General features: G+C 72.7%; 28 protein-coding genes. 21 read left to right on the forward strand and 7 right to left on the reverse strand.

Annotated elements, in window-relative coordinates; all coding sequences use genetic code 11:
• Positions 1–238 precede the first annotated feature (238 nt).
• From ACFYPS_RS27190 to ACFYPS_RS27210, 5 genes are all read left to right on the forward strand, one after another.
• Positions 239–550, forward strand: a complete 312-nt coding sequence (locus ACFYPS_RS27190; protein ID WP_354966582.1) for a MazG-like family protein — start codon at positions 239–241, stop codon at positions 548–550.
• Between the two features lie 905 nt (positions 551–1,455).
• A complete protein-coding gene (locus ACFYPS_RS27195; protein WP_387325485.1) occupies positions 1,456–2,013 on the forward strand; it encodes a hypothetical protein in 558 nt (185 codons plus the stop codon).
• 328 nt (positions 2,014–2,341) lie between these two features.
• Positions 2,342–3,292 carry a hypothetical protein gene (locus ACFYPS_RS27200; protein ID WP_354967587.1) on the forward strand — a complete coding sequence of 317 codons (951 nt, stop codon included), beginning with the start codon at positions 2,342–2,344 and terminating at the stop codon, positions 3,290–3,292.
• Between the two features lie 66 nt (positions 3,293–3,358).
• Positions 3,359–4,330 carry a pirin family protein gene (locus tag ACFYPS_RS27205; RefSeq protein WP_354967588.1) on the forward strand — a complete coding sequence of 324 codons (972 nt, stop codon included), beginning with the start codon at positions 3,359–3,361 and terminating at the stop codon, positions 4,328–4,330.
• 79 nt (positions 4,331–4,409) lie between these two features.
• Positions 4,410–5,072: a hypothetical protein gene (locus ACFYPS_RS27210; RefSeq protein WP_354967589.1), complete on the forward strand. Its 663-nt coding sequence runs from the start codon at positions 4,410–4,412 to the stop codon at positions 5,070–5,072.
• 261 nt (positions 5,073–5,333) lie between these two features.
• Here ACFYPS_RS27210 and ACFYPS_RS27215 read toward each other — a convergent pair whose 3' ends face one another.
• Positions 5,334–6,002, reverse strand: coding sequence for a DUF1345 domain-containing protein (locus ACFYPS_RS27215; RefSeq protein ID WP_354967590.1), 669 nt, complete (start codon positions 6,000–6,002; stop codon positions 5,334–5,336).
• Between the two features lie 45 nt (positions 6,003–6,047).
• Positions 6,048–6,317, reverse strand: coding sequence for a DUF2795 domain-containing protein (locus ACFYPS_RS27220; RefSeq protein ID WP_354967591.1), 270 nt, complete (start codon positions 6,315–6,317; stop codon positions 6,048–6,050).
• Between the two features lie 157 nt (positions 6,318–6,474).
• On the opposite strand from ACFYPS_RS27220, the gene ACFYPS_RS27225 reads away from it, so the two are divergent.
• The 6 genes from ACFYPS_RS27225 (at position 6,475) to ACFYPS_RS27250 (ending at position 10,375) form a co-directional block, all read left to right on the forward strand.
• Entirely contained in the window at positions 6,475–6,885 is a 411-nt protein-coding gene (locus tag ACFYPS_RS27225) for a DUF2267 domain-containing protein (protein WP_354967598.1), read from the forward strand.
• A gap of 217 nt (positions 6,886–7,102) precedes the next feature.
• On the forward strand, positions 7,103–8,125 hold the full coding sequence (locus ACFYPS_RS27230; RefSeq protein WP_354967599.1) for a TerC/Alx family metal homeostasis membrane protein: 1,023 nt from the start codon (positions 7,103–7,105) through the stop codon (positions 8,123–8,125).
• Between the two features lie 76 nt (positions 8,126–8,201).
• On the forward strand, positions 8,202–8,801 hold the full coding sequence (locus ACFYPS_RS27235) for a sulfite oxidase-like oxidoreductase (protein ID WP_354967600.1): 600 nt from the start codon (positions 8,202–8,204) through the stop codon (positions 8,799–8,801).
• Positions 8,794–9,573: a ferredoxin reductase gene (locus ACFYPS_RS27240; RefSeq protein ID WP_354967601.1), complete on the forward strand. Its 780-nt coding sequence runs from the start codon at positions 8,794–8,796 to the stop codon at positions 9,571–9,573. Before ACFYPS_RS27235 ends, ACFYPS_RS27240 begins: the two co-directional genes overlap by 8 nt.
• Positions 9,574–9,609: 36 nt before the next feature.
• Positions 9,610–9,903, forward strand: a complete 294-nt coding sequence (locus ACFYPS_RS27245; RefSeq protein ID WP_354967602.1) for a DUF6510 family protein — start codon at positions 9,610–9,612, stop codon at positions 9,901–9,903.
• 40 nt (positions 9,904–9,943) lie between these two features.
• Positions 9,944–10,375 carry a hypothetical protein gene (locus ACFYPS_RS27250; RefSeq protein WP_354967603.1) on the forward strand — a complete coding sequence of 144 codons (432 nt, stop codon included), beginning with the start codon at positions 9,944–9,946 and terminating at the stop codon, positions 10,373–10,375.
• Positions 10,376–10,441: 66 nt separating this feature from the next.
• On the opposite strand, the gene ACFYPS_RS27255 is transcribed toward ACFYPS_RS27250, so the two are convergent.
• Positions 10,442–11,020 carry a CGNR zinc finger domain-containing protein gene (locus tag ACFYPS_RS27255; protein WP_354967604.1) on the reverse strand — a complete coding sequence of 193 codons (579 nt, stop codon included), beginning with the start codon at positions 11,018–11,020 and terminating at the stop codon, positions 10,442–10,444.
• Positions 11,021–11,142: 122 nt separating this feature from the next.
• On the opposite strand from ACFYPS_RS27255, the gene ACFYPS_RS27260 reads away from it, so the two are divergent.
• Positions 11,143–12,138 carry a LacI family DNA-binding transcriptional regulator gene (locus tag ACFYPS_RS27260; RefSeq protein ID WP_387327944.1) on the forward strand — a complete coding sequence of 332 codons (996 nt, stop codon included), beginning with the start codon at positions 11,143–11,145 and terminating at the stop codon, positions 12,136–12,138.
• A 46-nt stretch (positions 12,139–12,184) separates the two neighbouring features.
• Positions 12,185–12,712: a GNAT family protein gene (locus ACFYPS_RS27265; protein ID WP_354967606.1), complete on the forward strand. Its 528-nt coding sequence runs from the start codon at positions 12,185–12,187 to the stop codon at positions 12,710–12,712.
• A 69-nt stretch (positions 12,713–12,781) separates the two neighbouring features.
• On the opposite strand, the gene ACFYPS_RS27270 is transcribed toward ACFYPS_RS27265, so the two are convergent.
• Positions 12,782–14,230 carry a M20/M25/M40 family metallo-hydrolase gene (locus tag ACFYPS_RS27270; protein ID WP_387327947.1) on the reverse strand — a complete coding sequence of 483 codons (1,449 nt, stop codon included), beginning with the start codon at positions 14,228–14,230 and terminating at the stop codon, positions 12,782–12,784.
• Between the two features lie 81 nt (positions 14,231–14,311).
• Here ACFYPS_RS27270 and ACFYPS_RS27275 point away from each other — a divergent pair, with 81 nt between their 5' ends.
• Both ACFYPS_RS27275 and ACFYPS_RS27280 read left to right on the forward strand, forming a co-directional pair.
• Positions 14,312–14,575: a hypothetical protein gene (locus ACFYPS_RS27275; protein ID WP_387327950.1), complete on the forward strand. Its 264-nt coding sequence runs from the start codon at positions 14,312–14,314 to the stop codon at positions 14,573–14,575.
• Positions 14,576–14,668: 93 nt separating this feature from the next.
• The gene (locus tag ACFYPS_RS27280) at positions 14,669–15,970 is read left to right on the forward strand and encodes an NAD(P)/FAD-dependent oxidoreductase (RefSeq protein ID WP_354967608.1); all 1,302 of its coding nucleotides are present in this window, start codon (positions 14,669–14,671) and stop codon (positions 15,968–15,970) included.
• Here the strand turns inward: ACFYPS_RS27280 and ACFYPS_RS27285 are convergent.
• The 3 genes from ACFYPS_RS27285 to ACFYPS_RS27295 all read right to left on the reverse strand — a co-directional run bounded on the left by ACFYPS_RS27285 (position 15,941) and on the right by ACFYPS_RS27295 (position 18,986).
• Positions 15,941–17,044, reverse strand: a complete 1,104-nt coding sequence (locus ACFYPS_RS27285) for an AI-2E family transporter (RefSeq protein ID WP_354967609.1) — start codon at positions 17,042–17,044, stop codon at positions 15,941–15,943. The two genes, ACFYPS_RS27280 and ACFYPS_RS27285, sit on opposite strands and share 30 nt — an antisense overlap.
• A 66-nt stretch (positions 17,045–17,110) precedes the next feature.
• Positions 17,111–17,905 (reverse strand): fused MFS/spermidine synthase, encoded by a 795-nt coding sequence (locus tag ACFYPS_RS27290; protein WP_354967610.1) that lies wholly within the window; start codon positions 17,903–17,905, stop codon positions 17,111–17,113.
• A 103-nt stretch (positions 17,906–18,008) separates the two neighbouring features.
• Entirely contained in the window at positions 18,009–18,986 is a 978-nt protein-coding gene (locus tag ACFYPS_RS27295) for a DUF2267 domain-containing protein (RefSeq protein ID WP_354967611.1), read from the reverse strand.
• A 200-nt stretch (positions 18,987–19,186) separates the two neighbouring features.
• Here ACFYPS_RS27295 and ACFYPS_RS27300 point away from each other — a divergent pair, with 200 nt between their 5' ends.
• From ACFYPS_RS27300 to ACFYPS_RS27325, 6 genes are all read left to right on the forward strand, one after another.
• Positions 19,187–19,501, forward strand: a complete 315-nt coding sequence (locus tag ACFYPS_RS27300) for a hypothetical protein (protein WP_354967612.1) — start codon at positions 19,187–19,189, stop codon at positions 19,499–19,501.
• 51 nt (positions 19,502–19,552) lie between these two features.
• Positions 19,553–20,212 (forward strand): PP2C family protein-serine/threonine phosphatase, encoded by a 660-nt coding sequence (locus ACFYPS_RS27305; RefSeq protein ID WP_354967613.1) that lies wholly within the window; start codon positions 19,553–19,555, stop codon positions 20,210–20,212.
• A complete protein-coding gene (locus ACFYPS_RS27310) occupies positions 20,140–20,403 on the forward strand; it encodes a cobalamin B12-binding domain-containing protein (RefSeq protein WP_354967614.1) in 264 nt (87 codons plus the stop codon). Before ACFYPS_RS27305 ends, ACFYPS_RS27310 begins: the two co-directional genes overlap by 73 nt.
• 81 nt (positions 20,404–20,484) lie before the next feature.
• Positions 20,485–20,880: a hypothetical protein gene (locus ACFYPS_RS27315; RefSeq protein WP_354967615.1), complete on the forward strand. Its 396-nt coding sequence runs from the start codon at positions 20,485–20,487 to the stop codon at positions 20,878–20,880.
• Between the two features lie 247 nt (positions 20,881–21,127).
• Entirely contained in the window at positions 21,128–21,475 is a 348-nt protein-coding gene (locus tag ACFYPS_RS27320; RefSeq protein WP_387327957.1) for an STAS domain-containing protein, read from the forward strand.
• A 68-nt stretch (positions 21,476–21,543) separates the two neighbouring features.
• Entirely contained in the window at positions 21,544–21,990 is a 447-nt protein-coding gene (locus tag ACFYPS_RS27325) for a response regulator (protein ID WP_354967617.1), read from the forward strand.
• The last annotated feature ends 84 nt before the right edge of the window (positions 21,991–22,074 follow it).

Genomic DNA, 22,074 nt, shown 5'->3' on the forward strand with positions numbered 1-22,074 from the left:
GGCGGCATCGTCGCCGCCACTGTGCCGGCGCGACCCACCGGCCGCCCCGGAGTACGGCCCGCCGCCCCCGTCCGGTTCACCGCTCGCCCGCCCGTCCTTGCCCCGGCGCCTCCATCCCGGCGTTCGCCCTGGCCGCGCGCGTGCCGGCCTCACCTGGCTCGCCCACCGATCGGCTGTGCGGCCCGGCTGTGCGGCCCGGCTGTGAGGCCCGGTGGGCGGGTCGGGTTGACTGGTCGCCGTGGACGAGTCGATCTGGGAGGCGGCCCGGGCGTCGCGCAGCTGGTTGGACACGGCGAACGGCACCGGGCAGACGGAACTGACCTGTCGCATCCTCAAGCTGACCGAGGAGGCGGGGGAGGCGTCGGCGGCCTGGATCGGTCTGCTCGGGCAGAACCCGCGCAAGGGCGTCACGCACACCCGCGAGGATGTGGCAGCGGAACTGGCTGACGTCGCCTTCACGGCGCTGGTGGCGATCGAGAGCCTGGGGCTGGATGCCCGGTCGGTGTTGGACTCCTGCGCCGCCAAGGTCCGCTCCCGCCTCGCTGACTGACCGGGTACCCGGCATGCCAAATTCCGACTTTGGCCGGTGTGCCGGATTCGTCGGGTATGGGGTAGGGCCCGCCGTGCGGTGACTCCCATCCCGGCGGCGACCGTCGTCCGGTCCTTGTTCCTGCGGACGGTCCAGCACTTCCCTGCAGTGGGCTGCATCCCGCTGGTGCTCGCCGCCCCCGCTCAGTCCTGCCGTGGATGCGGCCCCGCCGCCCTCCCGGGCGGTCGCTGTTGTGAGCGATATACCTGTGAGGCATAAATATGCCTCTGAGGTATAGCGCTCGTTGACCACCTCGCCCGGGCTCGCCTCGTTCGGCGTGATCGACTTGCGGTCAGCGATGTCAGCGATGTCGTGGTGTCCCGGGCGACCGGATCGCCCGATATCGGTGATACCGAGTCGATCAACCCCAAGCGGTCGAACGGGCGCCCGAGACCGTCGGCGATCCCGCGCCGAATGTCCGGTATAAGGGTTTCTGGCCTGTGGCCCGGTGCATCCGTGGGGTGGAATCGTGGCGGGCCGGGGGTCGTTACACACCCTGACGATCGCAGCACCACGGCCCGGCACCCCGCCCCCTACAGGGTTGGGATGGCAGCCGGGCCCGGGTTGGAATGCCCGCGGGTGGCCGGTCGTTGCAGACCCCTGACCGACCGCACCAGCACCCCCTCACCCGGGGCCGCTGGAACGGAGCCCCCGCTCACCGGGGTGCCGATGGATGGGCCACCCCCGGAATGCCCGCGGTCTGGCGGTCGTTACACACAGACCCGGCGCCACGAGCCCCCCGCGCGTAGGCCGCCGACCGATGACTTTCCCCCGTGTTGTTGAAAGCGCCGGACGAGGTGCTCGCACCTTTGCGCCGTCCCCCTCGGGCGTGTGGGTGTCTACCCCCCTGAAGGAGCTGACCTCTCATGAACACGATCATTCGTAAGAGCATGCTGTCTGTTGCTGGTCTCGCGTTCGCCGGTGGTGTCTTCGCCGGTCCGATCGCCGCGCACGCCGCCACCCCCGCCGAGGGCAAGCCGGTCGCGGTCGCGGTGCAGACGGCCAAGGCGCAGGGCGCGCAGTCGCACATCGACCTCAACGACGAGCAGACCGGCAACGTGAAGGCGATCATCGCCGCGACGAAGAAGGCCGGTCTGCCCGAGCGGGCCGCGGTCATCTCGATCGCCACGAGCCTGCAGGAGTCGAAGCTGGAGAACCTGGGCCACCTCGGCGACGCCAACGACCATGACTCGCTGGGCCTGTTCCAGCAGCGCCCGACCTCCGGTTGGGGCACCCCGGAGCAGATCACCAACCCCGAGTACTCCACCACCGCGTTCCTCAAGGGTTTGAAGCAGGTCGACGGGTGGCAGGACATGGCCCTGACCGACGCCGCGCAGACCGTGCAGGTCTCGGCCTACCCCGACGCCTACGCCCAGTGGGAGCAGCAGGCCACCGACCTGGTCGCCAAGCACTGGAACAGCTGACCCCACCGCACCACCGCACGACATCGACCGCTGGCCGGCACCCCACCCCGGGGTGCCGGCCAGCGGCATACCCACGACCGAATCTTGGACAGTTCCCGTCACCGGCGACGAACGAAAACTGTCCAAGATTGGCGACGCACGGCAGCGGTGCGGTCGGCGCTGAGTGATCCGAACGGTGGGCGGGTACGTACTCACCGGCGGGGACCGGCGGAGGGACGAGAACATGGCCGCAGTGGGTAACGGCACGGATCACCAGCCGGAGCCGGAGCCAGAGCCGGAGCCGAGGGGTGACGCCGCCCCCCATCGAGGCTGGCCTGTCGGGACTCGGATGCTGCTCGCCGCCGCGGCCGTCGTGCTGATCCTCGGCGCCGCCGCGGTGGCCGTGATCATTGCTGATCCGCACCGCCTCGGCATGTCCTACTCCAGCGCACCCGACGGCCGCCCCGACGGCACCCGCCCCGACGGCACCCGCTCCGACGGCACCCGCCCGGGCGGCACCCGCTCCGACGGCACCCCGCCGGACCACGCCCGCCCCGGCAGCATCCAACCCGGTGCTGGTCGACCTGATGATGCCGGATCGGGATCGGACGGCGGCCCTCGGACGGGCGCGGTCGACCCCGACCGGGCCGGCGGGGGGCCGGGTAGGGAGGGCGCGGCGGGCGACGGGCAGACGGTGACCGCGCCGTTGGCGGGGCGGCAGCGGGCCACCTTCGTGCTGGCGGACGGGCTGTCCTCGTTCGAGCTGCGGGTGGTGGACCTGGGTGACGACCTCTACCGGATCAGCAGCCCGGCCGGGTCGGGCGTGACGGCCCGGCCGGCGGTGCTGGGCGAGACCGTCCGGCTCGGCGTGGTGACCAGCGGTGCGTCCGGGGCGAGGGCCGTGCGGGTGTTGCTCAATGAGCGGGTCAGCTGGCGTCTCCAGTTGGTCGGTGGTGTGAGCAGCCAGGTGCTGGATTTGACCCGGGCACGGCTGCTGGGGCTGGAGCTCGCCGGCGGGTCGGCCCGTACCGAACTGCTCCTGCCAGCGGTCAGCGGCACCATGACGGTGCGGTTGACCGGCGGGGCCAGCCAACTCGACGTCCGGGTGCCGGGCGAGCCGCCGGTACGGATCCGCGCGGGAGCCGGCGCCGCCTCGGTGGTGCTGCGCGACCAGCGCTGGGCCGGGGTGGCTGCCGGGGCACTGGTGGGTACGCCGGGATGGGACCGGTCGGCGGACCGGCTCCATCTCGACCTGGTGGCGGGAGTCAGCAGCGTGACGGTGGGCGCCAGCACCCGGTGAATCCGACCGTCGCCCGTGCGGTGGAAGCGCTGCGGCGGCGGGCGGGGGCGAGCGTACAGTCGGGCGGTGGAGCGTACTGAATCGATGCTGGCGGAGACCCGACCGCCCGGCGTGGCCGACGTCGATCCCGGCAGCGTGCTGCTGCCTGGCCACGACGTGCCGCTGGGCCGTTACACCACTGTTCGCCGACTGCTGCCGCAGCGCCCCCGCCGGATGGTCGGCGCGTGGTGCTTCGTGGACCATTTCGGCCCGGACGACGTGGAGCAGCGGCCCGGCATGGAGGTGCCGCCGCACCCGCACACCGGCCTGCAGACGGTGACCTGGCTGCTCGACGGCGAGATCATGCACCGGGACAGCCTGGGCAACGTCCAGCCGATCCGGCCCGGTCAGCTGAACGTGATGACCTCCGGGCACGGCATCGCCCACTCCGAGCGGTCGCCGGCCACCCATCCGCCGGTGATGCACGGCGTGCAGCTCTGGGTGGCGCTGCCGGACCCGGCGCGGGCCCGAGCGGCGGGCTTCGCGCACCACGCCGACCTGCCGCGCTGGCGCGACGACGATCTGGACGTCACCCTGCTGGTCGGCGAGTTCGCCGGGGAGCGGTCCCCGGCGGTGGTGCACACCCCGCTGGTCGGTGTGCAGCTGGAGCTGGGCGGCACCGCGCCGACCACGCTGCCGCTGCGGCCCGATTTCGAGTACGCGCTGCTGGCGATGTCGGGGTCCGCCGAGGCGGCCGGTGTCGGGTTCGAACCCGGTGCGCTGCTCTACCTGGGCTCGAACCGCCGCGAGCTGACCGTGCGCGGTGGGGCCGGGGCCCGGTTGCTGCTGCTGGGCGGGACGCCGTTCGATGAGCCGCTGGTGATGTGGTGGAACTTCGTCGGCCGCTCCCACGAGGAGGTCGTCGCGGCTCGGGAGGACTGGATGGCCGGGCGACGTTTCGGCGTCGTCGCCGACGATCCGGCGCCGCCGCTGCCGGCGCCCGCTCTGCCCACCACCCGGCTCAAGGCCCGCGACCGCACCGGTGGCCTGCACGGCTGAGGCCACACCCCGCGCGGCGGGGCCACGGCGCACCCTCACGGTCGGCGTGTGACCGACGTCCGCATGGGTAGTCGCCGGCATGGCGACCACATTGATCACTCCGGTGGAGGACCGGAAGCGCCTGGCCCGCCGGCTCGCCGGCAGCGGACGGGGCTTCGCCGAGCAGTACGGCTTCCGGGTCACCAACAACCCGGCGAGCCTGTTCCAGGTGCTCTACCTCGCGGTGCTGCTGGCCCGTCGTGGTGACTTCCGTCGCGCGTTGGACGGCGCGCGGGCGCTGCGCGACGAGGGGTGGGACAGTGCCGCCCGGTTGGCCCGCTCGCTGCACCAGGACCGGGTGCGTGTGCTGCGCGACAGCGGTCAGCGCGGCGACGTGGACGCGTTGGCCGACGTGCTGGGCGACCTGGCTCGCACGGTCGTCGAGCGGTACCGGGGTGACCTGCGCCGGTTGCGCGCGTTGGCGCACCACGACCCGGCCCGGGAGCGCAAGCTCCTCGCCGAGCTGCCCGGCGTGGACGACCAGGTGGTCGACCTGTTCCTGCGCGAGGCGCAGGCGCTGTGGCGGGAGGTCGCGCCGGTGGCCGACCGGCGGGCGTTGGCCGCGGCCCGCCGCCTCGGGCTGGGCCGGTCCGCGGACGACCTGGCGGGGTTGACCAGCGGGGAGTCGGAGCGGCTGGCCTGGCTGGTGGGGGCGCTGGCCCGGGTCGACCTGGAGCACCGGTACGCGGAGTTGACCCGCTGACCATGACGTGCCCTGGCCCACAGTTCGCCAAATTCTGACCGTACGGATGATGTTCTGTCGTATGGTTGTACCCGGCAGTGCTGGCCGCTCGGTTCGGGCGACCATCCACCGCCTGGTGATCGCATCCGGTTCGGGTGCGGTTCACCGCCTGGGCAGGTTTGCGTGGCGCCCCCGGTCGCGGTTCGTGGCCACGGGGCGCCCGCCTGTCCCGGCGCGCCAGCCCACGCCCCCGTGGCTACTTCCGGGGCCCCGTCGGGCGTCTCAGCGGACCAGACCGGCCAGCAGGTTCACCGTGACGGCGATGATGAACGCGCCGAACAGGTACGACACCATCGAGTGCCGCAGCACCGTGCGACGCATCTCGTTGCTGGTCAGGTTCGTGTCGGAGATCTGGAACGTCATCCCGATGGTGAAGGCCATGTAGGCGAAGTCGGAGTAGCGGGGCGGCTCGGGCTGATTGAAGTTCACCCCGCCGTCCGGGCCGGTGTAGTAGATCCGGGCGTACCGGGCGCCGAACACGGTGTGCACCACCAGCCAGGAGAGCGCCACACTGAGCACGCCCAGCCCGCCGGACATCTCCCGGCGGAGCCCGGGCGGCGCGGAGTGGGCGCTGGCAAGCACCAACCCCACCGCCAGCAAGCTGGCCAGGCAGGCGATCAGCAGCACCAGGTCACGGACGGCCCGGTTGGGGTCCTCGTACGAGGCGACCCGCGAGGTCTGCGCGTCGTCGAGCGGCCAGAGCTTGCGCCAGACCAGCCCCAGCCAGCTCAGCGCGGCCGCGTCCCAGCCGACCAGCGGAGCGAGTGGCGGCGACCACACCACGGCGACGACGCCGCCGACGATGATGCCCACCACCCCCACCAGGGCGAGCTGGACCGCGGCGGGGGTGTGCCCGCTCGGGACCCGGGACAGCGGACCCGTGCCGATCATCAGTGCCGGCCGCGCGTCGGGACTCGGGCCGCCACCGCCCTCGGGTCAGATGCCACGCAGGTGCTGCGAGACACGGCTGTGCTTGTCCCGGGCCTGCGCGGCCCGCTGCGAAGGACCCACCTCGGGGGCCGCGTCGATGCCGGCCGACCGGGCCACCTCGGTGCCGTTGGCGTAGTCCACCGGAGGCAGGGCGCGCAGGGCCTTCAGCACGTCCGGCGGGGCGCCCTCCCGCTCGGCCTCGCGGACCACGTCGTTCTTCTCGGCCGGGTAGTCGAGGCTCGACAGGTACTGCAGGACGTCGGCGTAGCTCGCCATGGCAGGGGCTCCCTCACGACATCGATGTGGTCACGACGGGCGGCGGTTACCCGCTCGCCGTCCGGTCACGCCCGGGCGGGTGGTCGAATCGGCTGCCGTTTCCCCCCGGCTGCCGCGGGTACCCGCAGGCGCCGACGCTAGCCCGAGGGAGTACGTGATGAACTACGACACCTTCATCGACCAGGTTTCGCAGCGCACCCGGGCGCCGTCCGAGCGGTCGGTCGAGTTGACCCGGGCCGTGCTGGAGACGTTCGCCGAGCGGCTGACCGGCGGCGAGGTGCTGGATCTGGCCGCCCAGCTGCCCAAACCGCTGCAACTGGTGCTCAAGCCGAGCCCGCGCACCGAGCAGGCGGACCGGTTCGGAGCGGCCGAGTTCGTCGCCCGGGTAGCGCTACGCGCCGACGTGGAGGAGCCCCTCGCCCGAGACGCCGTCCGCGCGGTTTTCACCACGCTGCGCGAGGCGATCACCGGCGGGGAGTTCGACGACGTGGTCACGCAGCTGCCGCGCGACTACCGGCAGCTCGTCGAGCCTGCGATGGCCCCGGGGGCGACGTTGCGTCGCGCCTGACCGCGCATGTCCCCGCTCGCACACAGCGGTTGATCAGGGCAACCATCGACATCCCGCCTGGCGGCGAGATTGAGCCTGACCTAACCTTGTCCTGCGAGGGGAGTACTTCCCACGAACCATTCCGGTCAGTACGGCGCGCCCGGCGTGCCTCGGGTGGTTGCCCATCTTTGGTGGGTGAAGGAGACCTCGAACATGACACGGTGTTCGAGGAGGCCCCATGACCGAAGTGTCGTACCTGTCCGCTGCCGGTGAGTTGTCGTCGGTGGGCACGCCCACGCTGTGGGTGGTGACCATCGGCGGCGTACTGCTGCTGCTGGTACTGGACTTCCTGGTGACGCGCCGCCCGCACGAGGTGTCGATGCGGGAGGCGATCGGCTGGTCGGCGTTCTACATCGCGCTGCCGTTGGCGTTCGGCGGCTGGGTCTGGGCCCGCTACGGCTCTGAGTTGGGCGTGCAGTACCTCACCGGTTACCTGGTGGAGAAGTCCCTCTCGGTCGACAACCTCTTCGTCTTCATGCTGCTGCTGGCCGCGTTCGCGGTGCCGGCGGTGCTCGCCCAGCGGGTGCTGCTGTACGGCATCGCCGGCGCGCTGGTGCTGCGGGCGGTCTTCATCGCACTCGGTGCGGCGGCGTTGCAGACCCTCGACTTCGCCTTCCTGCTCTTCGCGATCATCCTCATCGCCACCGCGGTGAAGCTGCTCCGGGACGCCCTCTCCGGGCACCAGCAGGAAGTCGACATCAGCAGGATGCGCTCGGTGCGGCTGCTGCGCAGGTTCATGCCGGTGGTCAACGAGTACCACGGCACCCGGATGACCGTCCGGCAGGGAGCGAAGCGGGCGCTCACCCCGTTCGCCCTGGTGGTCGTTGCGGTGCTGGCCACCGACGTGGTCTTCGCGGTCGACTCGGTGCCGGCGGTCTACGGCATCACCGAGGACCCGTACCTGGTCTTCGCCACCAACGCGTTCGCCCTGCTCGGTCTGCGTGCGCTCTACTTCGTCCTGCACGCGGCGCTGAGCCGGCTGGTGCACCTCAGCTACGGCCTGGCCATCATCCTGGCGTTCATCGGCCTGAAGCTGGGCCTGCACTGGGCGCACGGCATCTGGGACAGCGTGCCGCAGATCCCCACCCTGGCCTCGCTCGTGGTGATCATCGGGGTGCTGGTGGTGGTCACGCTGACCAGCTTGCGCGCCACTCGGGGCGACCAGCCCGAGGAGCGTGAGGTGGTCGCGGAGCGGCGCTGACCGCGCCGCGCCGGGGCGACGAGGAGGTACGCGGGAAAGCTCCCGCCCCGGCCGGCGCGGGTGGTACGACTGTGCAATGGGAATCGTGTCACCGGGCTTTCAGGGTCGGCCCCGAACACAGGAGCCCGCCCTGCCACCCGGTCAGTACCTGACCGAGGATTTCCCGGTGCTCTCGGCCGGCCCGACGCCCCGGGTGTCGCTGGACACCTGGGAGTTCGTCATCGCCGCCGAAAATGGCACCGAGCACCGGTGGTCGTGGCAGGAGCTGATGGCACTGCCGCAGGAGACGCCGATGGTGGACATCCACTGCGTCACCCACTGGTCCAAGCTCGGCACCACCTGGCAGGGCGTCTCGCTGGACACTCTGCTCGACGGCGTGGACACCGGCGCGCACTTCGCGCTCGCGCACTCGTACGGCGGGTACACCACCAACCTCCCGCTGGACGACCTGCGCGGCGGCCGGGCCTGGGTGGCGCACACCTTCGACGGCGCGCCGCTGCCCCCGGAGCACGGCGGGCCGGCTCGGCTGCTCGTGCCGCACCTGTACTTCTGGAAGTCCGCGAAGTGGGTGCGCGGCATCCGGCTCAAGACGATGGACGAGCCGGGGTTCTGGGAGACGGCCGGATACCACGACTACGGCGACCCGTGGCGTGAGCAGCGGTACCAGGGTGACTGAGCGCGCGGTCGCGACCGGCACGCCGGCGCGAGCCCCGATCCGTTGGCAGGTCGGCCGGCTGCTGGAGCGCCGGGTGGAGACGCCGAGCGCGCACACCCTGGTGCTGGAGGTGCCGGACTGGCCGGGGCACCTGCCCGGGCAGCATGTCGACCTGCGGCTGACCGCGCCGGACGGCTACCAGGCGGCCCGGTCGTACTCGGTGGCCGGGCCCGTCGTGGACGGTCCGGGCGGGCCGCGCATCGAGGTGACCGTGCAGCGGGTGCCGGACGGCGAGGTGTCGCCGTACCTGATCGACGTCTACGGCGCGGGTGACCCGGTGGAGGTCCGCGGCCCGCTCGGTGGCTGGTTCATCTGGCGGCCGGAGGAGACGGCGCCGGTGCAGCTGCTCGGCGGTGGCTCCGGCATCGTGCCCCTGATGGCGATGATCCGGGCTCGCCGGGCGACCGGCAGCAAGGTGCCGTTCCGGCTGCTCTACTCGGTGCGTACGCCCGGCGACGTGATCTACGGCGACGAGCTGCGCCGCCGGGTCCGCGACGACTTCGGGCTGGACGTGGCGTACGTGTACACCCGCGAGGCGCCCGAGGGGTGGCGTGGTGAGCCGCACCGGATCGGGCTGGCCGACGTCAACACCCACGGCTGGCCGCCGGATCTGGAACCACTCACCTACGTCTGCGGCCCGACCGGGTTCGTGGAGACCGTTGCCGACCTGCTGGTGGGGTTGGGCCACGCGTCGCGGCGGGTGAAGACCGAACGCTTCGGCCCCACCGGCTGACCAGCCCACCCGCCCACGCAACGTCGAGGAGACCCGATGACCGAGATGTCGTACCTGGACGGCAACATGCTCGACGGCCCGCTGCGCGAGCTGTTCGCCGTCGACCTGAGCACGGCGATGGGCCGCTGCGAAAACTGCGGAATGACCGGATCGATGGCCAGCCTGCACGTCTTCTCGCACGCCCCGGGTCTGGTCGCGCGCTGCCCGTCCTGTGAGTCGGTGATGCTGCGGCTGGTTCGGGCACCGGACCGGGCCTGGTTGGACATGCGCGGCACCACGTTCCTCCAGGTCCCGATGCCACTGGAGCAGACCCAGCCCGGCCCGCTGTGAGGAAGCGGGCGGCGTTGCCCGGCTGAGGCAGACTGGCCGCATGTGCGCTGCTCGATGGCGTGACGTGCCGCGCGTTGTTCGACTCGCCGTGTCGGTCGCCGTGCTGGTGTTCGCCTACGGCACGGTGGTCCACCTGCTTCAGTTGTTCGTGCCCGCGTTGAGGCCGCAGCTCATCCTGCCTGGCTGGCTCACGTTCTACTTCGTGTCCCTGACTCTGTGGGATTCCTTGGCGGCACTTCTGCTGGCGGCTCGTCGGGTGCGGGGACTGGCGTTGGGATGCGTCGTGCTGGTGACGGACGCGACCGCGAACTGGTACGCGAACTATGTGCTGGGTCCGGCGGCGGGTGTCACCCCGGGCCGGATCGGCCAAGCGGTCATCACCGCCCTCGCCATCGCACTTGTCGCGCTCACCCCGTGGCTGGCGCCGTGGTTCGTCCGGCCCGGTGAGAAGGCTGCCCCGGACCTCGGCTGACTCCTCGCCAGCGGAGGAGCCGGCGGTCTGCTCGCGCCCTTTGCTCTGCTTCAACCTACGCAACACTCACGGCCCGAAACCGTTGCCCCGGGTGGGCCGGCCGGTGCGGACGGCGTACGCCCGCTTCATCTTGATGTAGTTGCCGCAGCCGGCCATCGAGCACCAGCGGCGGGCCTGGTTCCGGGAGGCGTCGTAGTACGCCCAGCGGCAGGTGTCGCGGGCGCAGACCTTGAGCCTCGGCCAGCTGCCATCCTCGCCGCACACGCGGATCGCGTCGACCAGCCCGGCCAGCGCCCGGTTCAGCGGGGCGCTGTCGGCGGCGACAAGGTGGTGACCGTCGTCGGCGAAGCGCAGCGTGACGGGCACCCCGGCCAGGGCCTGGTTGAGCCGGTCGAGCGCGGTGGGGTCGGCGTGGTGACCGGCGTGGCCGAGCAGCACGGCGCGTAGGCCCTCCCGAACCGTCACGGCCACGTCGAGGTCCGCCGGCCCGAGGTGCACGTCCATTGCCATCAGGTCCCGTTCGACGAACCAGTCGCGGAGCCGGTCGGGGCTGGTCAGCATCTCGTCGTCGATCTGCCGCTCGAAGGTGTTCACGAAGTCCCGGACGAGCCGCACAGTGGCCGGCACCGCAGCGTCGTTGTCCATTGACTCCCCTTTCATTAACACCACCGTATCGTCTTGACAGGTGTGAAATCGCCTGCGAGGGTCGGAACTGCACCAGCGAAACGGCTTTGGTGGTGTGACCTTCGTCGGGGGGAGGGCGGGTCGTGGCTTCCACGCTCAAGGACGTGGCGCAGCTCGCTGACGTGTCGGTGAAGACCGTCTCCAACGTCGTCAACGGCTATCCCCACGTGAGCCCCGAGGTGCGCCGCCGGGTCGAGACCGCCGTCGCCCATCTGGGCTACCGGCCGAACGTGTTCGCCCGGACGCTGCGCACCGGCCGCACCGGCGTGCTCGCCCTGGTCCTGCCCGGTGCCGACGTGCCCTACCCGCACGACCTCGCACGCGAGGTCGTGCGCGCGGCGGCAGGTCGGGGTTACCGGGTCGTCATCGAGCAGGTGGGGCCCGACGACGAGCGCCCGGCGCCGTCGTTGGGCGCTGCCCGCCCGCTGCCGGTGGACGGCGTGCTGGTCAGCGCGCCCGTCGCGCCGACCGAACTGGTCGAGGCGCTGACCGCCGCCGGGCGTTCCGTCGTGCTGGTCGGCGGCGAGGTTCGGGACGGGCGCTGCGACCGGGTCAGCGTCGACGTCGCCCAGGCTGCCGAGGACGCGACCACGCACCTGCTGCGCGCCGGCCGCCGGCGGATCGCCGCGATCGGCGCGTACCCGAGGGAGTCAGCTGACGGATATCACCGCGCGCTGCGTCGGGCCGGGCTGGCGGCCGTCCCCGGTCAGCGGCTGCCCGCGTCGCGGCACCGTCGGGCCGACGGCTACCGTGCCGCCCGCGCCCTGCTCGCCCAGCCGGACCGTCCGGACGCCATCTTCTGCTACTCCGACCCCCTCGCGATCGGCGCGATGCGCGCGGCCTTCGACGCCGGGCTGCGCGTCCCGGTCGACGTCGCGGTGATCGGCATCGGCGACATCGAGGAGGGGCGCTACTCCCGGCCCACCTTGAGCACCGTCGCCGTCGACACCGGCTTCCTGGCCGGGGAGGCCGTGGCCCGGCTCACCGCCCGGATCGACCAGCCGGGCGCGGCGATCGCCAGGGTCACCGTGCCGCACAGCGTGCTGCCCCGGGAAAGCACCGGGCCGGCCGTGCGCTGACCGCCGGTTGGACAGCGCCGGGGTGGGTCGGTCAGAGTGGTCCGCCGTGAGATACCTGCGTACCGGCGGTCCCGCCGCGATCCGCCGACCCCGGCCCGCCGACTCGGACGAGTTTCTCGCCGCCGCGCGCCGCAGCCGGGAGCTGCACCACCCGTGGCTGGTCGCGCCGGACAGCCCGGAGGAGTACGACCGGTACCTGCGCCGGATCCGCCGCCGGGACAGCTCCGGCTACCTGATCTGCGATCGGGCCAGCGGCCAGATCGCCGGCTACGTGAACATCAGCGGGATCGTGCTGGGCGCGCTGCGCGGCGGCTACCTCGGGTACGCGGCGTTCCAGCCGTACAGCGGCACCGGGCACGCCTCGGCGGGCCTCGCCCTGGTCATCGACCACGCGTTCGGCGCGCAAGGGTTGCACCGGCTGGAGGCGAACATCCAGCCCGGCAACGAGCCGTCCCGGCGGGTGGCCCGCAAGCTGGGTTTCCGGTTGGAGGGCTTCTCCCCGGACTACCTGTTCATCGACGGCGCGTGGCGCGACCACGAGCGCTGGGCGATCACGGCACCGGCGGCGACCTGAACGGCCGCCGGACCCGCTCCGCGGCGGGCCCGGCGGCCGAGGTCAGGCTGCGGTCACTGGGGCGCCTGCTCAGCTGCCCGGCCGGGGGAACGCGACCGGGCTGCGCAGGCCGTCACGGCCCACGGCACGGATGCCGAAGAAGACGTTGTCCTTCGAAAGGTCGATGCTGACCTCGGTGACATCACCGACCGGGATGACCCGCTGCCACTCGGCGGCCGTGGTCTCACGCCACAGCACCTCGTAGCCGGCCAGGTCCGGCTCGGTTCCGAGCTGCCAGCGCAGAGTGGTGTTGTTGGTCAGGTCGGTGGTCACGATGATGGCGCCCTTGGGCGTGCCGGGCCCCTGGGCCAGCGACCACAGCGCCGCGCCGTTGACCCGGGCCACCCGGGCGATGTACCCGAAGTCGCAGAACTCCGGCAGGTCACCGAACTGCTGCCCGTCCTGCACCCGGACGTCCTGGTGCTGGTGGGCGAAGTCCTCGTTCGGCTCGGTGAACCGCGCCGCCGGCCAGCCCTCGCGCAGGAACGAGATGTGGTCGCTGCCGCGCAGGTAGCGGTCCCGCCGGTAGATGACCCGTACCCGCATCCTGGTGGTGTCGTTCTCCGCCACGTCCCGAACGAACCGGGCGAGCTGCCGGGACGGCGAGTCGTTCTCGCCGCCGACGGACTGCCGGGTGGTCGCCTCCGCGGGGGTCTCCGCCGTCGGCACGCCCTCGGCGAACAGCCGCACCGCGTACGGGTCGCGGGTGCCGTCGTCGGCCGTGCTGCTGCCCACGATGTCGTTGCTGAACATGCCATGCACGTCCGCACCGGCCGCCTTGAGCTGCTGGGCCAGGTACGTCGAGCCGTACAGCCCCTGCTCCTCGGCGGCGACCGCGGCGAAGACGACGGTGGCGGCGGTGGGCCGGCTGGCCATCAACCGGGCCAGCTCCATGACCACGGCCACGCCGGAGGCGTCGTCGTCGGCGCCGGGCGCGTCGCTGACCGCGTCCATCACGTCGGTGACCCGGGAGTCGTAGTGGCCGGTCACCACGTACGTCCGGTTCGGCGAGGTCGTCCCGCGCAGGGTGGCGACCACGTTGGTGATCCGGGTCGCGGTGGGGATCCGCGACGCCGGTTGCTGGATGTACGACTGGAGTTCCACGGTCATCCGGCCGCCGGAGGCCGCCGCGTACTCCTGGAGGCGGGCGAAGATCCAGTCCCGGGCGGCGCCGATGCCCCGCTGCGGGTCGTCCTGGTTGGCGAGGGTGTGCCGGGTGCCGAACGCGGCCAGCCGGCGGACGATCGCCTCGATGCGGCGCGGATCGACCTGGCGCAGCAGCTCGCGTAGCTCGCGGTCGGGCCGTTGCGGGCGTAGCGGGCGGCCCGGACCGGACGGTGGGGCGTCGGCGGTGGCCGACGCGGCGAGCGCGGGCACCGCCACGGTGGCGGCGGTCGCCGCGGTGGCGGCGGCGGAGGCGGACAGGAAGGTGCGGCGGGTGGACCTCGTGGGCTTCTCGCCGGTGTCGTCAGATCCCATTCCGGCATCCTCCCCATCGATGGAGGTGTCTGTCCACATCGCCGGGCGTGGATGTTCCATTGCTTTCACCCGGACCGGGTGATGACACCTGGTGTCGACCGTTCCTACGGTGGGTGGCATGGCTGCCGTGCGGCGTGCAGCCCGCAGGCGTGGGCAGCCGGCGCCCCGCTGGCCCTGATCCGCGCGATGCTGGGGCTCAACCCGGTGCAGGGGCGGCTGGTGCTGGACCCGGACATCCCGCCCGAACTGGGCCGGATCACGGCCGATCGGGTGCGGGCGTTCGGCCACGAGTGGGGGTTGGAGGCGGTGGGCGGCAGCGGTCACCTCCGGCTCCAGCCGAGCTGAGCCGTCCCGCCGCCGACGTCGCCGACCGACCGCCGCGCCCGACGTACGGCTTCTTCGACGTTTGTCCCGGGCTTCGACGGGAAACGGGCCGCAATGACGAAACCTCGTGTGGTGATCGTGGGGGCCGGGTTCGCCGGTTACCACGCGGCGAAGACGTTGAGCCGCCTCGCCCGGGACCGGGCCGAGATCGTGCTGCTGAACTCCACCGACTACTTCCTCTACCTGCCGTTGCTGCCCGAGGTGGCCGCCGGGGTGGTCGAGCCCAAGCGGATCGCCGTGCCGCTGACCGGGACGCTCAAGGGCGTGCGGGTCGTGATCGGCGAGGCGGACCACGTGGACCTGCAGAACCGCTGGGTCGGCTTCACCCAGCCGGAGGGGGACCAGAACCGGCTGGCGTACGACCGGCTCGTGCTGGCCGTGGGCAGCGTCAACAAGCTGCTGCCCATCCCCGGGGTGACGGAGTACGCGCACGGCTTCCGTGGCCTGCCCGAGGCGGTCTACCTGCACGACCACGTGATCCGCCAGATCGAGTTGGCCGAACAGGCCGAGGACCCGGCCGAGCAGCGCGCCCGGTCCACCTTCGTGGTGGTCGGCGCGGGCTACACCGGCACCGAGGTCGCCGCGCACGGGCAGCTGTTCACCGACGCGTTGCAGGCTCAGCGGCCCCGGCTCACCGTCCGTCCCCGCTGGATGCTGCTCGACATCGCCCCCCGGGTGCTGCCGGAGCTGGACAAACGGATGTCGCAGACCGCGCACAAGGTGCTCGACCGGCGCGGGGTGGACGTGCGGATGGGCACGTCGGTGGCCGAGGCGACCGCCGACGGGGTGAAGCTCACCGACGGCGAGTACGTGCCGACCTGCACGCTGGTGTGGTGTGTGGGGGTGCGCCCCGACCCGTTCGTCAGCGAGCTGGGCCTGCGGACCGAGAAGGGCCGTCTGGTGGTCGACGAGTTCCTCACCGTCCCCGGTTACCCCGAGGTGTACGCCTGCGGCGACGCCGCGGCGGTGCCCGACCTGACCCGCCCCGGCCAGGTCTGCACGATGACCGCCCAGCACGCCCAGCGGCAGGGCAAGCGCGTGGCGCACAACATCGCCGCGTCGTACGGGTACGGCCAGCGCAAGCCGTACAAGCACCACGACCTGGGCTGGGTGGTCGACCTGGGCGGCAAGGCCGCGGCGGCGAACCCGTTGCACGTGCCGCTGGCCGGGCTGCCCGCGAAGGCGGTCACCCGCGCGTACCACCTGATGGCGATGCCGGGGAACCGGACGAGGGTCAGCGCCGACTGGGCGTTGGACGCCACGCTGTCCCGGCAGGCGGTCCAGCTCGGGCTGGTCCCGGCGAACGCGGTACCGCTGGAGAGCACCTCACCCGAGGTCGCGGCCCGGTCCCGCTGACGCTGGCGGGTCGGGGCGCAGCCGGGCCGGGCCGTACTCGCGCAGCAGGGTCTGGACGATGCCGGCGGCGGGGATGGCCAGCAGGGCGCCGAGCAGGCCGGCCAGCTCCGCCGCGAGGAGCACGCTGAGCAGCACGGTCAGAGGGTTCAGCCGGACCGCGCGGGCCAGGATGAGCGGCTGGAGCAGGTGGTTCTCCACCTGCTGGTAGACCACGAAGAAGACCAGCACCACCACGCCGGCGGTGGGAGAGTGCAGGAAACCGGCCCCGGCCGCGATGATCGCACCCAACGTCGCGCCGACCAGTGGGATCAGGTCCGCCACCGCCACCAGCAGGGCGATCACGGCGGCGAACGGCACCCCGGTGAGAGCGAGCACCACGAAGGTCAACGCACCGCAGATCACGCTGATCACCAGGTTGCCGGTGAGGTAGCCGGTGACGGTCCGGGACACCTCGCGGCCCACCCGGCGCAACCGCTCGCGCTGGCCGTCCCCGGCCGCCGCGAGCACGCGGCTGGTGATCCGCGGCGCCTCCAGCACCATGAGGTACGCCAGCACGATGACCGTGACCAGCCCGGCGACCGTCTCCACGACGCCGCGCAGCACGCCGACCGCCGGCTCGCGCAGCCGGGTGCCGAAGGTGCGTAGCTGCTCGGAGTGTTCGGACACGTACCGCCGGGCGCCGGTGCGCTCCACCAGGTGCCCCAGTGGGCCCCGGCCGGCGCGCGCGTCGCGCAGCAGCTCCGGCGCCCGCTCGGCGAACCGGCCCAGCTCGTTGATCAGCGGTGTCAGGATGACCGCGGCCAGGATCGCCAGCACCACGAACGCGGCGAGGAACACCAGCAGCGTGGCCAACGCCCGCCGCCGCACGAACCGGTGTTGGAGCCGGTCCACCAGGGGCTTGAGCGCGACGGCGAAGAAGGCGGCCACCACGGTCCAGACCAGCACCCGGCGGGTCGCGTACACGAAGGCCAGCGCGAACGCGGTCGCCAGCACCAGACCGATCACGATCAGAGCCCGGCGTGCGGTCACCCGCGTGTCGGCGTTGCTCATCCGGCGCGGCTTCCCCAGGGTCACCTCGGGAAACCCGGCGCCCGCGCGGATCACCCGGTGGTGTGCGGCCGGCCGCCGGGCGTCAGGTGATCATTTCTGTGCGGGGTTGTCGGCGTCCGTGACCGGTCGGGCGCCGGCGACGAAACCGTCCAGCGCGGCAGCGTGCAGCAGACCGCCGGGCACCGGGTCACGCAGGGCGGCCACCGCCAGCCGGCCGACCGGCAGCCCGCCGGGCCGGGGTGTCGCGGCGAGCACCAGGTTGCCGTAGCGCCGGCCGCGCAGCATCCGCCGGTCGCCGAGCACGCACACGTCGCCGAAGACCGCCCGCAGCGTCGCCACCTGCACACGGGTGCCGACCAGTGGCGGCAGGTCCGTGACGTTGACCAGGTACAGCCCGTCCGGGCGCAGGGTGCGTGCCACCTCGGCCGCGAACTCCACGGTGCGTACGTGTCGTGGCATCCGGGCCGCCCGGTAGATGTCGGCGACCACCAGGTCGTAACGGCCGGCCGGGCTGGCGGCGACGGCCTCCCGGGCGTCGGAGATCCGCACGTCCACCTCGGGCGGCAGCGGCGGGAGTTCCCGTGCGACCAGCTCGACCACCGACGGGTCCCGCTCGATGACGCGCTGCGGGGAGCCGGGCCGGGTGGCGGCCAGCCAACGGGGCAGCGTCAACGCGCCGCCGCCGAGGTGCAGCACGCTCAGCGGGTCGCCCGGTGGGGCCGCCAGCTCCACCGCTGAGGCGATCCGCCGGACGTACTCGAAGTGCAGGTGCCGGGGATCGTCGACGTCCACGTACGACTGCTCGACGCCGCCGGAGAGCAGCATCCGTCCGCTCCGGCGGACCGGATCGGCGACCAGTTCCAGCCGGTCGGCGGCGCGGTTCATGTCCGGCACGCTAGCCGAGCCGCCGGAGCGGGACGGCACGGCGGGGGCCGGCGGCGCGGGGTGTGCCCCGCGTCCGCCGGCCCGTGTGCGCCGATGTGCCCGGTCAGCCGCCGGCCATCCCGGCGCCCACCTCGTCGATCGCGTCGTCGATCCGGTGGGCGAGGTCCACGTCGAGCGCGGTCACCCCGTCTGCCTGGTTGGTCCGCACGGTCAGCACGGCGGCCGTGTCGCCGGGGCGCCCGATGCTCGGGGCGCGCCCGGTCTCCGCGCGTAGCTGGTCGAGCCGGTCCAGCACCCGGTCCAGGTTGTCCGACGGCAGCGCGACCACCCGGTACAGCGCGTCACTGTCGCCGGCCCAGTACGGCAGGTCGTCCAGCGCCGTCCGCAGCTCGGCCGCGTCCAGGGTGGGTGTGGTGGTGGAGGCGCCGACGAGGCCCCCGCCGGCCTCCGGCGGGTTCAGCAGGTCCCGCAGGCCGTCGGGTACGTGCAGCGACTCGACCAGGTCGCCGTCCTGCTCGGCGAGCGCGGCGAGCGTCGCCTCCGCGTGGTAGCGGGCCTGCTCCGGGCTGCGGCCGCTGATCCGGCCCACCTCGGCCAGGAAGCCGGGCAGGTCGCGGTGCCGCTCGACGCCGTCGACGGGCAGCACGTCGTGCAGTGAGGTCGGTACCGCGGTGAGCAGCCGCTGCCGCTCCGCCGCCTCGAGCGCGAAGGCGAGGACCAGCACGGTCGCCTCGGTGCCCACCTTGGCCGTCTTGAAGTCGACGCCGGCCCGGCGCCGGACGTCCTCGACCAGCTCCTGGTAGCCCACGCTGCTCGCCCCTGCGGCGCCGGCCGGCGGGGACGGCTGCGGCCGCGGATTGTCCGCCGTGCCGACCGGCGGCGGGGCCGGTCCACCGCGCGTGCTGTCCTGTTTGCGGTGCCCGGCCGACGCCGGCCCGGCCCGCTTGCCCTGATCGAGGCTGGTGATCTGCTTGGAGGCGCTCAGGCTGGCGCCGAACTCACTGGGCTGGCGACCCTGTTCGCGGGCCTGCCGGGCCAGCGCCCGGCGCCGTTGGTTGTCGCCCTCCATCTGCTTGCGCATGGTGACACCCCTTCCGCTGGGGATCGTGCCTGCGTCCGTCGCCTTCCCGCCGTGCCGGGCACCGAAACGGACGCCGCCGGGGCGGGCCGGGCGAGCGTCGGTGGGCTTCATCCGGGGTGGGTGATGGACGCTCACCCGTCCCGCCCACAGGATCAGTTCAGGACCGGAGTTCTTCCGAGGTACGCGGAAGGAAGGTCGTCATGAAACGGATCGTCGAGATCGTCCCCGCCCGACCCGGTTGGTACGCCCGCTGGCAGCTCACGCCAGACGCCACGCGGTCCTACCCGGTGAGCCTGTGGGCGCTGCTGGAGGAGGCCGACGGGACCGGCCGTGAAGTGGTCGGCATGGACTGCATCGGTCAGTGGCCGGGCGCGGACGACAACGAGTCCGGTGCGGATTTTGTCCGCTACCTGTACCAGACGCCCGATTCCGGGGCTCCCGAGGACGCCGACGGCGCGCCGACCGCCGAACTACGCGAGAGCGGGCCCCGGCTCCAGCCGATGACCGCACCCTAGACATTCCTCCGGCCCCCGACCCCAGGTCCCAGGGTCGGGGGCCACCCCCCTTTGGGGCGCGGCCGGAGCGCACCGCTGCGCCAGTGCCTGCAGGCCCTGCACCGGGTGGAGTCGCACCCGGGTCGGCTGCTGCGGCTGCTCAACGACGCGCTCCTGGAGACGACCCAGGCGCACGGCCAGGGCCGCTTCGCCACCATCGTGCTCGGCGTCGCCCGGCCGGAGCGCGAGGGTGGCCTGACCCTCACCATGGCCGGCGGTGGGCACCTGCCGCCGCTGGTGCTGCGGGCCTCCGGCGAGGTGGAGACCGTGCCACTGCGCGGCATGCTCATCGGCGTGGTGCCCGACCCACGCGTCGGCGAGGTGACCGTCCGACTGGCCCCGGGCGAGACCTGCCTGCTCTACAGCGACGGGGTGACCGAGGCCCGTGGTGGCCGCCGTGGGGACGAGCAGTTCGGCCCGGAGCGGCTCGTCACGGCGGTGACCGGCTGCCAGCGGATGCCGGCGCCCGCCGTGGCCGAGCGGGTCGAGCAGGTCACGCCCAGGAGCACGCCGCCACCCACATCAGCGAGCGGGTGGTGGCGTCGGTCGCCGCGCACGCCAACCCACGTCCGACCGGTGGGCGGATCGTCGTGGCCTGCATGGACGGCGAGTGGCACGCGCTGCCGCCCCGGCTGGTGGCCGAGGTGCTGCGGCTGCGCGGGTGGCAGGTGACCTTTCTGGGCGCGAGCGTCCCGGCGGCGCACCTGGTGTCGTACCTGCACCAGCACGACGCGCACGCGGTGGCGCTGGCCTGCGCGCAGCCGGTACGGCTGCCGCACGCCCACCGCATGATCGAGGCGTGCCGCCGTTCGGACGTGCCGGTGGTGGTCGGCGGGCGCGGGTTCGGTGCGGACGGCCGGTAGGCCCGTCGGCTGGGTGCCCCCTGGGCGGCGGACGCGCCGGCGGCGGCCGAGCTGATCGCGGACGAGCGGGCGCTGCGTCGGGTGCCACCGGCGCAGCTGTCGCACCTGGCCGACGACGAGTACGCCAGTCTGGTCCGGCGCCGGGGTGAGCTGATCGACAGCGCGCTGGCCGACCTGCGCGAGCGGGTGCCGGCGACCCGGGCGTACACGCCCGCCCAGCTCGACTCGACCGTGAGCGATCTGGGCCACATCGTCGACTTCCTGGCCGCCGCGCTCTACGTCGACGACGCCTCGCTGTTCACCGAGTTCGTCGGGTGGCTGGTGGGGATCCTGACCAGCCGTGGGGTGCCGGCTGCCGCGGTGGACCTGCCCCTGGAGCACTACGCCGCCGCGCTACGCGACTTTCCCCGAGCGGTGCGCGCGCTGACCCTGGGCCGGGCCGCGCTGCCCGCCGCCGGGGGCAGTGCCGCCGGCTGATCGCCGCCGGGGAGTGCCGGGCATCGGGTCGCCAACGAGCGATATACCTCAGAGTCGTAGTTATGCCTCACAGGTATATCGCTCACGACACCGGCCGCCCGGAGGGCGGCCGTGGCGACGTCCACCGGGACCGAACGCGCCAGCGAGCACTCGATCACCGCGTCACTCGCTCGGCGGGGTGCCCCTGCTTATACTTGCCGCACTGCAAACGTCCCACCCATCAGCGGTGGAGCGAAGGGGGAGCACGGTGACGTTCAGCGTCAGGCACGCCGGGCGCGACGGCGACGGCTACTGCCTGCGGCTCGCCGGTGAGCTTGACCTGAGCACCGCGCCCGAGCTGGCCACCGCGATCGAGCGGCTCGCCGACGCGGGCGAGAGCCGCTTCCTGCTCGACCTCACCGACCTCACCTTCTGCGACTCCACCGGAATGGCCGTTTTCGTTCGGGGGGACAACCGGGCCGCCGCCGAGGGCGGCTGGTTGCGGCTCACCGGCGCCAGCGGGCGGGTCGAGCGGGTGTTGCGGGTCACCGGCCTCGCCGACGTGTTGCACTACCAACCGGACGCCGTCGACCCGGCGTCCCACAGCGCCCTCTGATGGGCTAGATTTCCCCGCCGACACGGTGACCGTCTGGTCCCGTCCCCGCTGAGCCGAGGCAGGTAGTGATGGGCGCAGACAGCCCGCAGCCGGTACGCATCCTGGTGGTGGATGACGACCCGGGCGACGTGCTGATGATCGAGGAAGCGTTGGCGGACTCCGACGTGGACAAGGTCATCGACGTGGTGAGCGACGGCGAGGAGGCGATGGAGTTCCTCCGCGCCGAGGGGCGGCACCTGGAGGCCCGCCGGCCGGACGTCATCCTGCTGGACCTGAACATGCCACGGATGGACGGGCGGCAGGTGCTCGGCGCGGTGAAGCAGGACGAGGACCTGCGGACCATCCCCATCGTGGTGCTGACCACCTCGAACGCGGACACCGACATCGTGGGCAGCTACACGCTGCAGGCCAATGCGTACGTCACCAAGCCGATCGACTTGGACGACTTCAACGACGTGGTGCGCCGCATCGACGAGTTCTTCGGCCGGGTGGTCGTGCTGCCGAAGCGCGGCTGACCTCTCCGGCGCGGACCGCGCACCCCGCGCGCTCGGATGCTGAACAATTTTCCCGAACACCCTCGGCCGCTCCCGTCGCGACCG

Source organism: Micromonospora sp. NPDC005087 (assembly GCF_042872965.1).
Lineage (GTDB): Bacteria > Actinomycetota > Actinomycetes > Mycobacteriales > Micromonosporaceae > Micromonospora.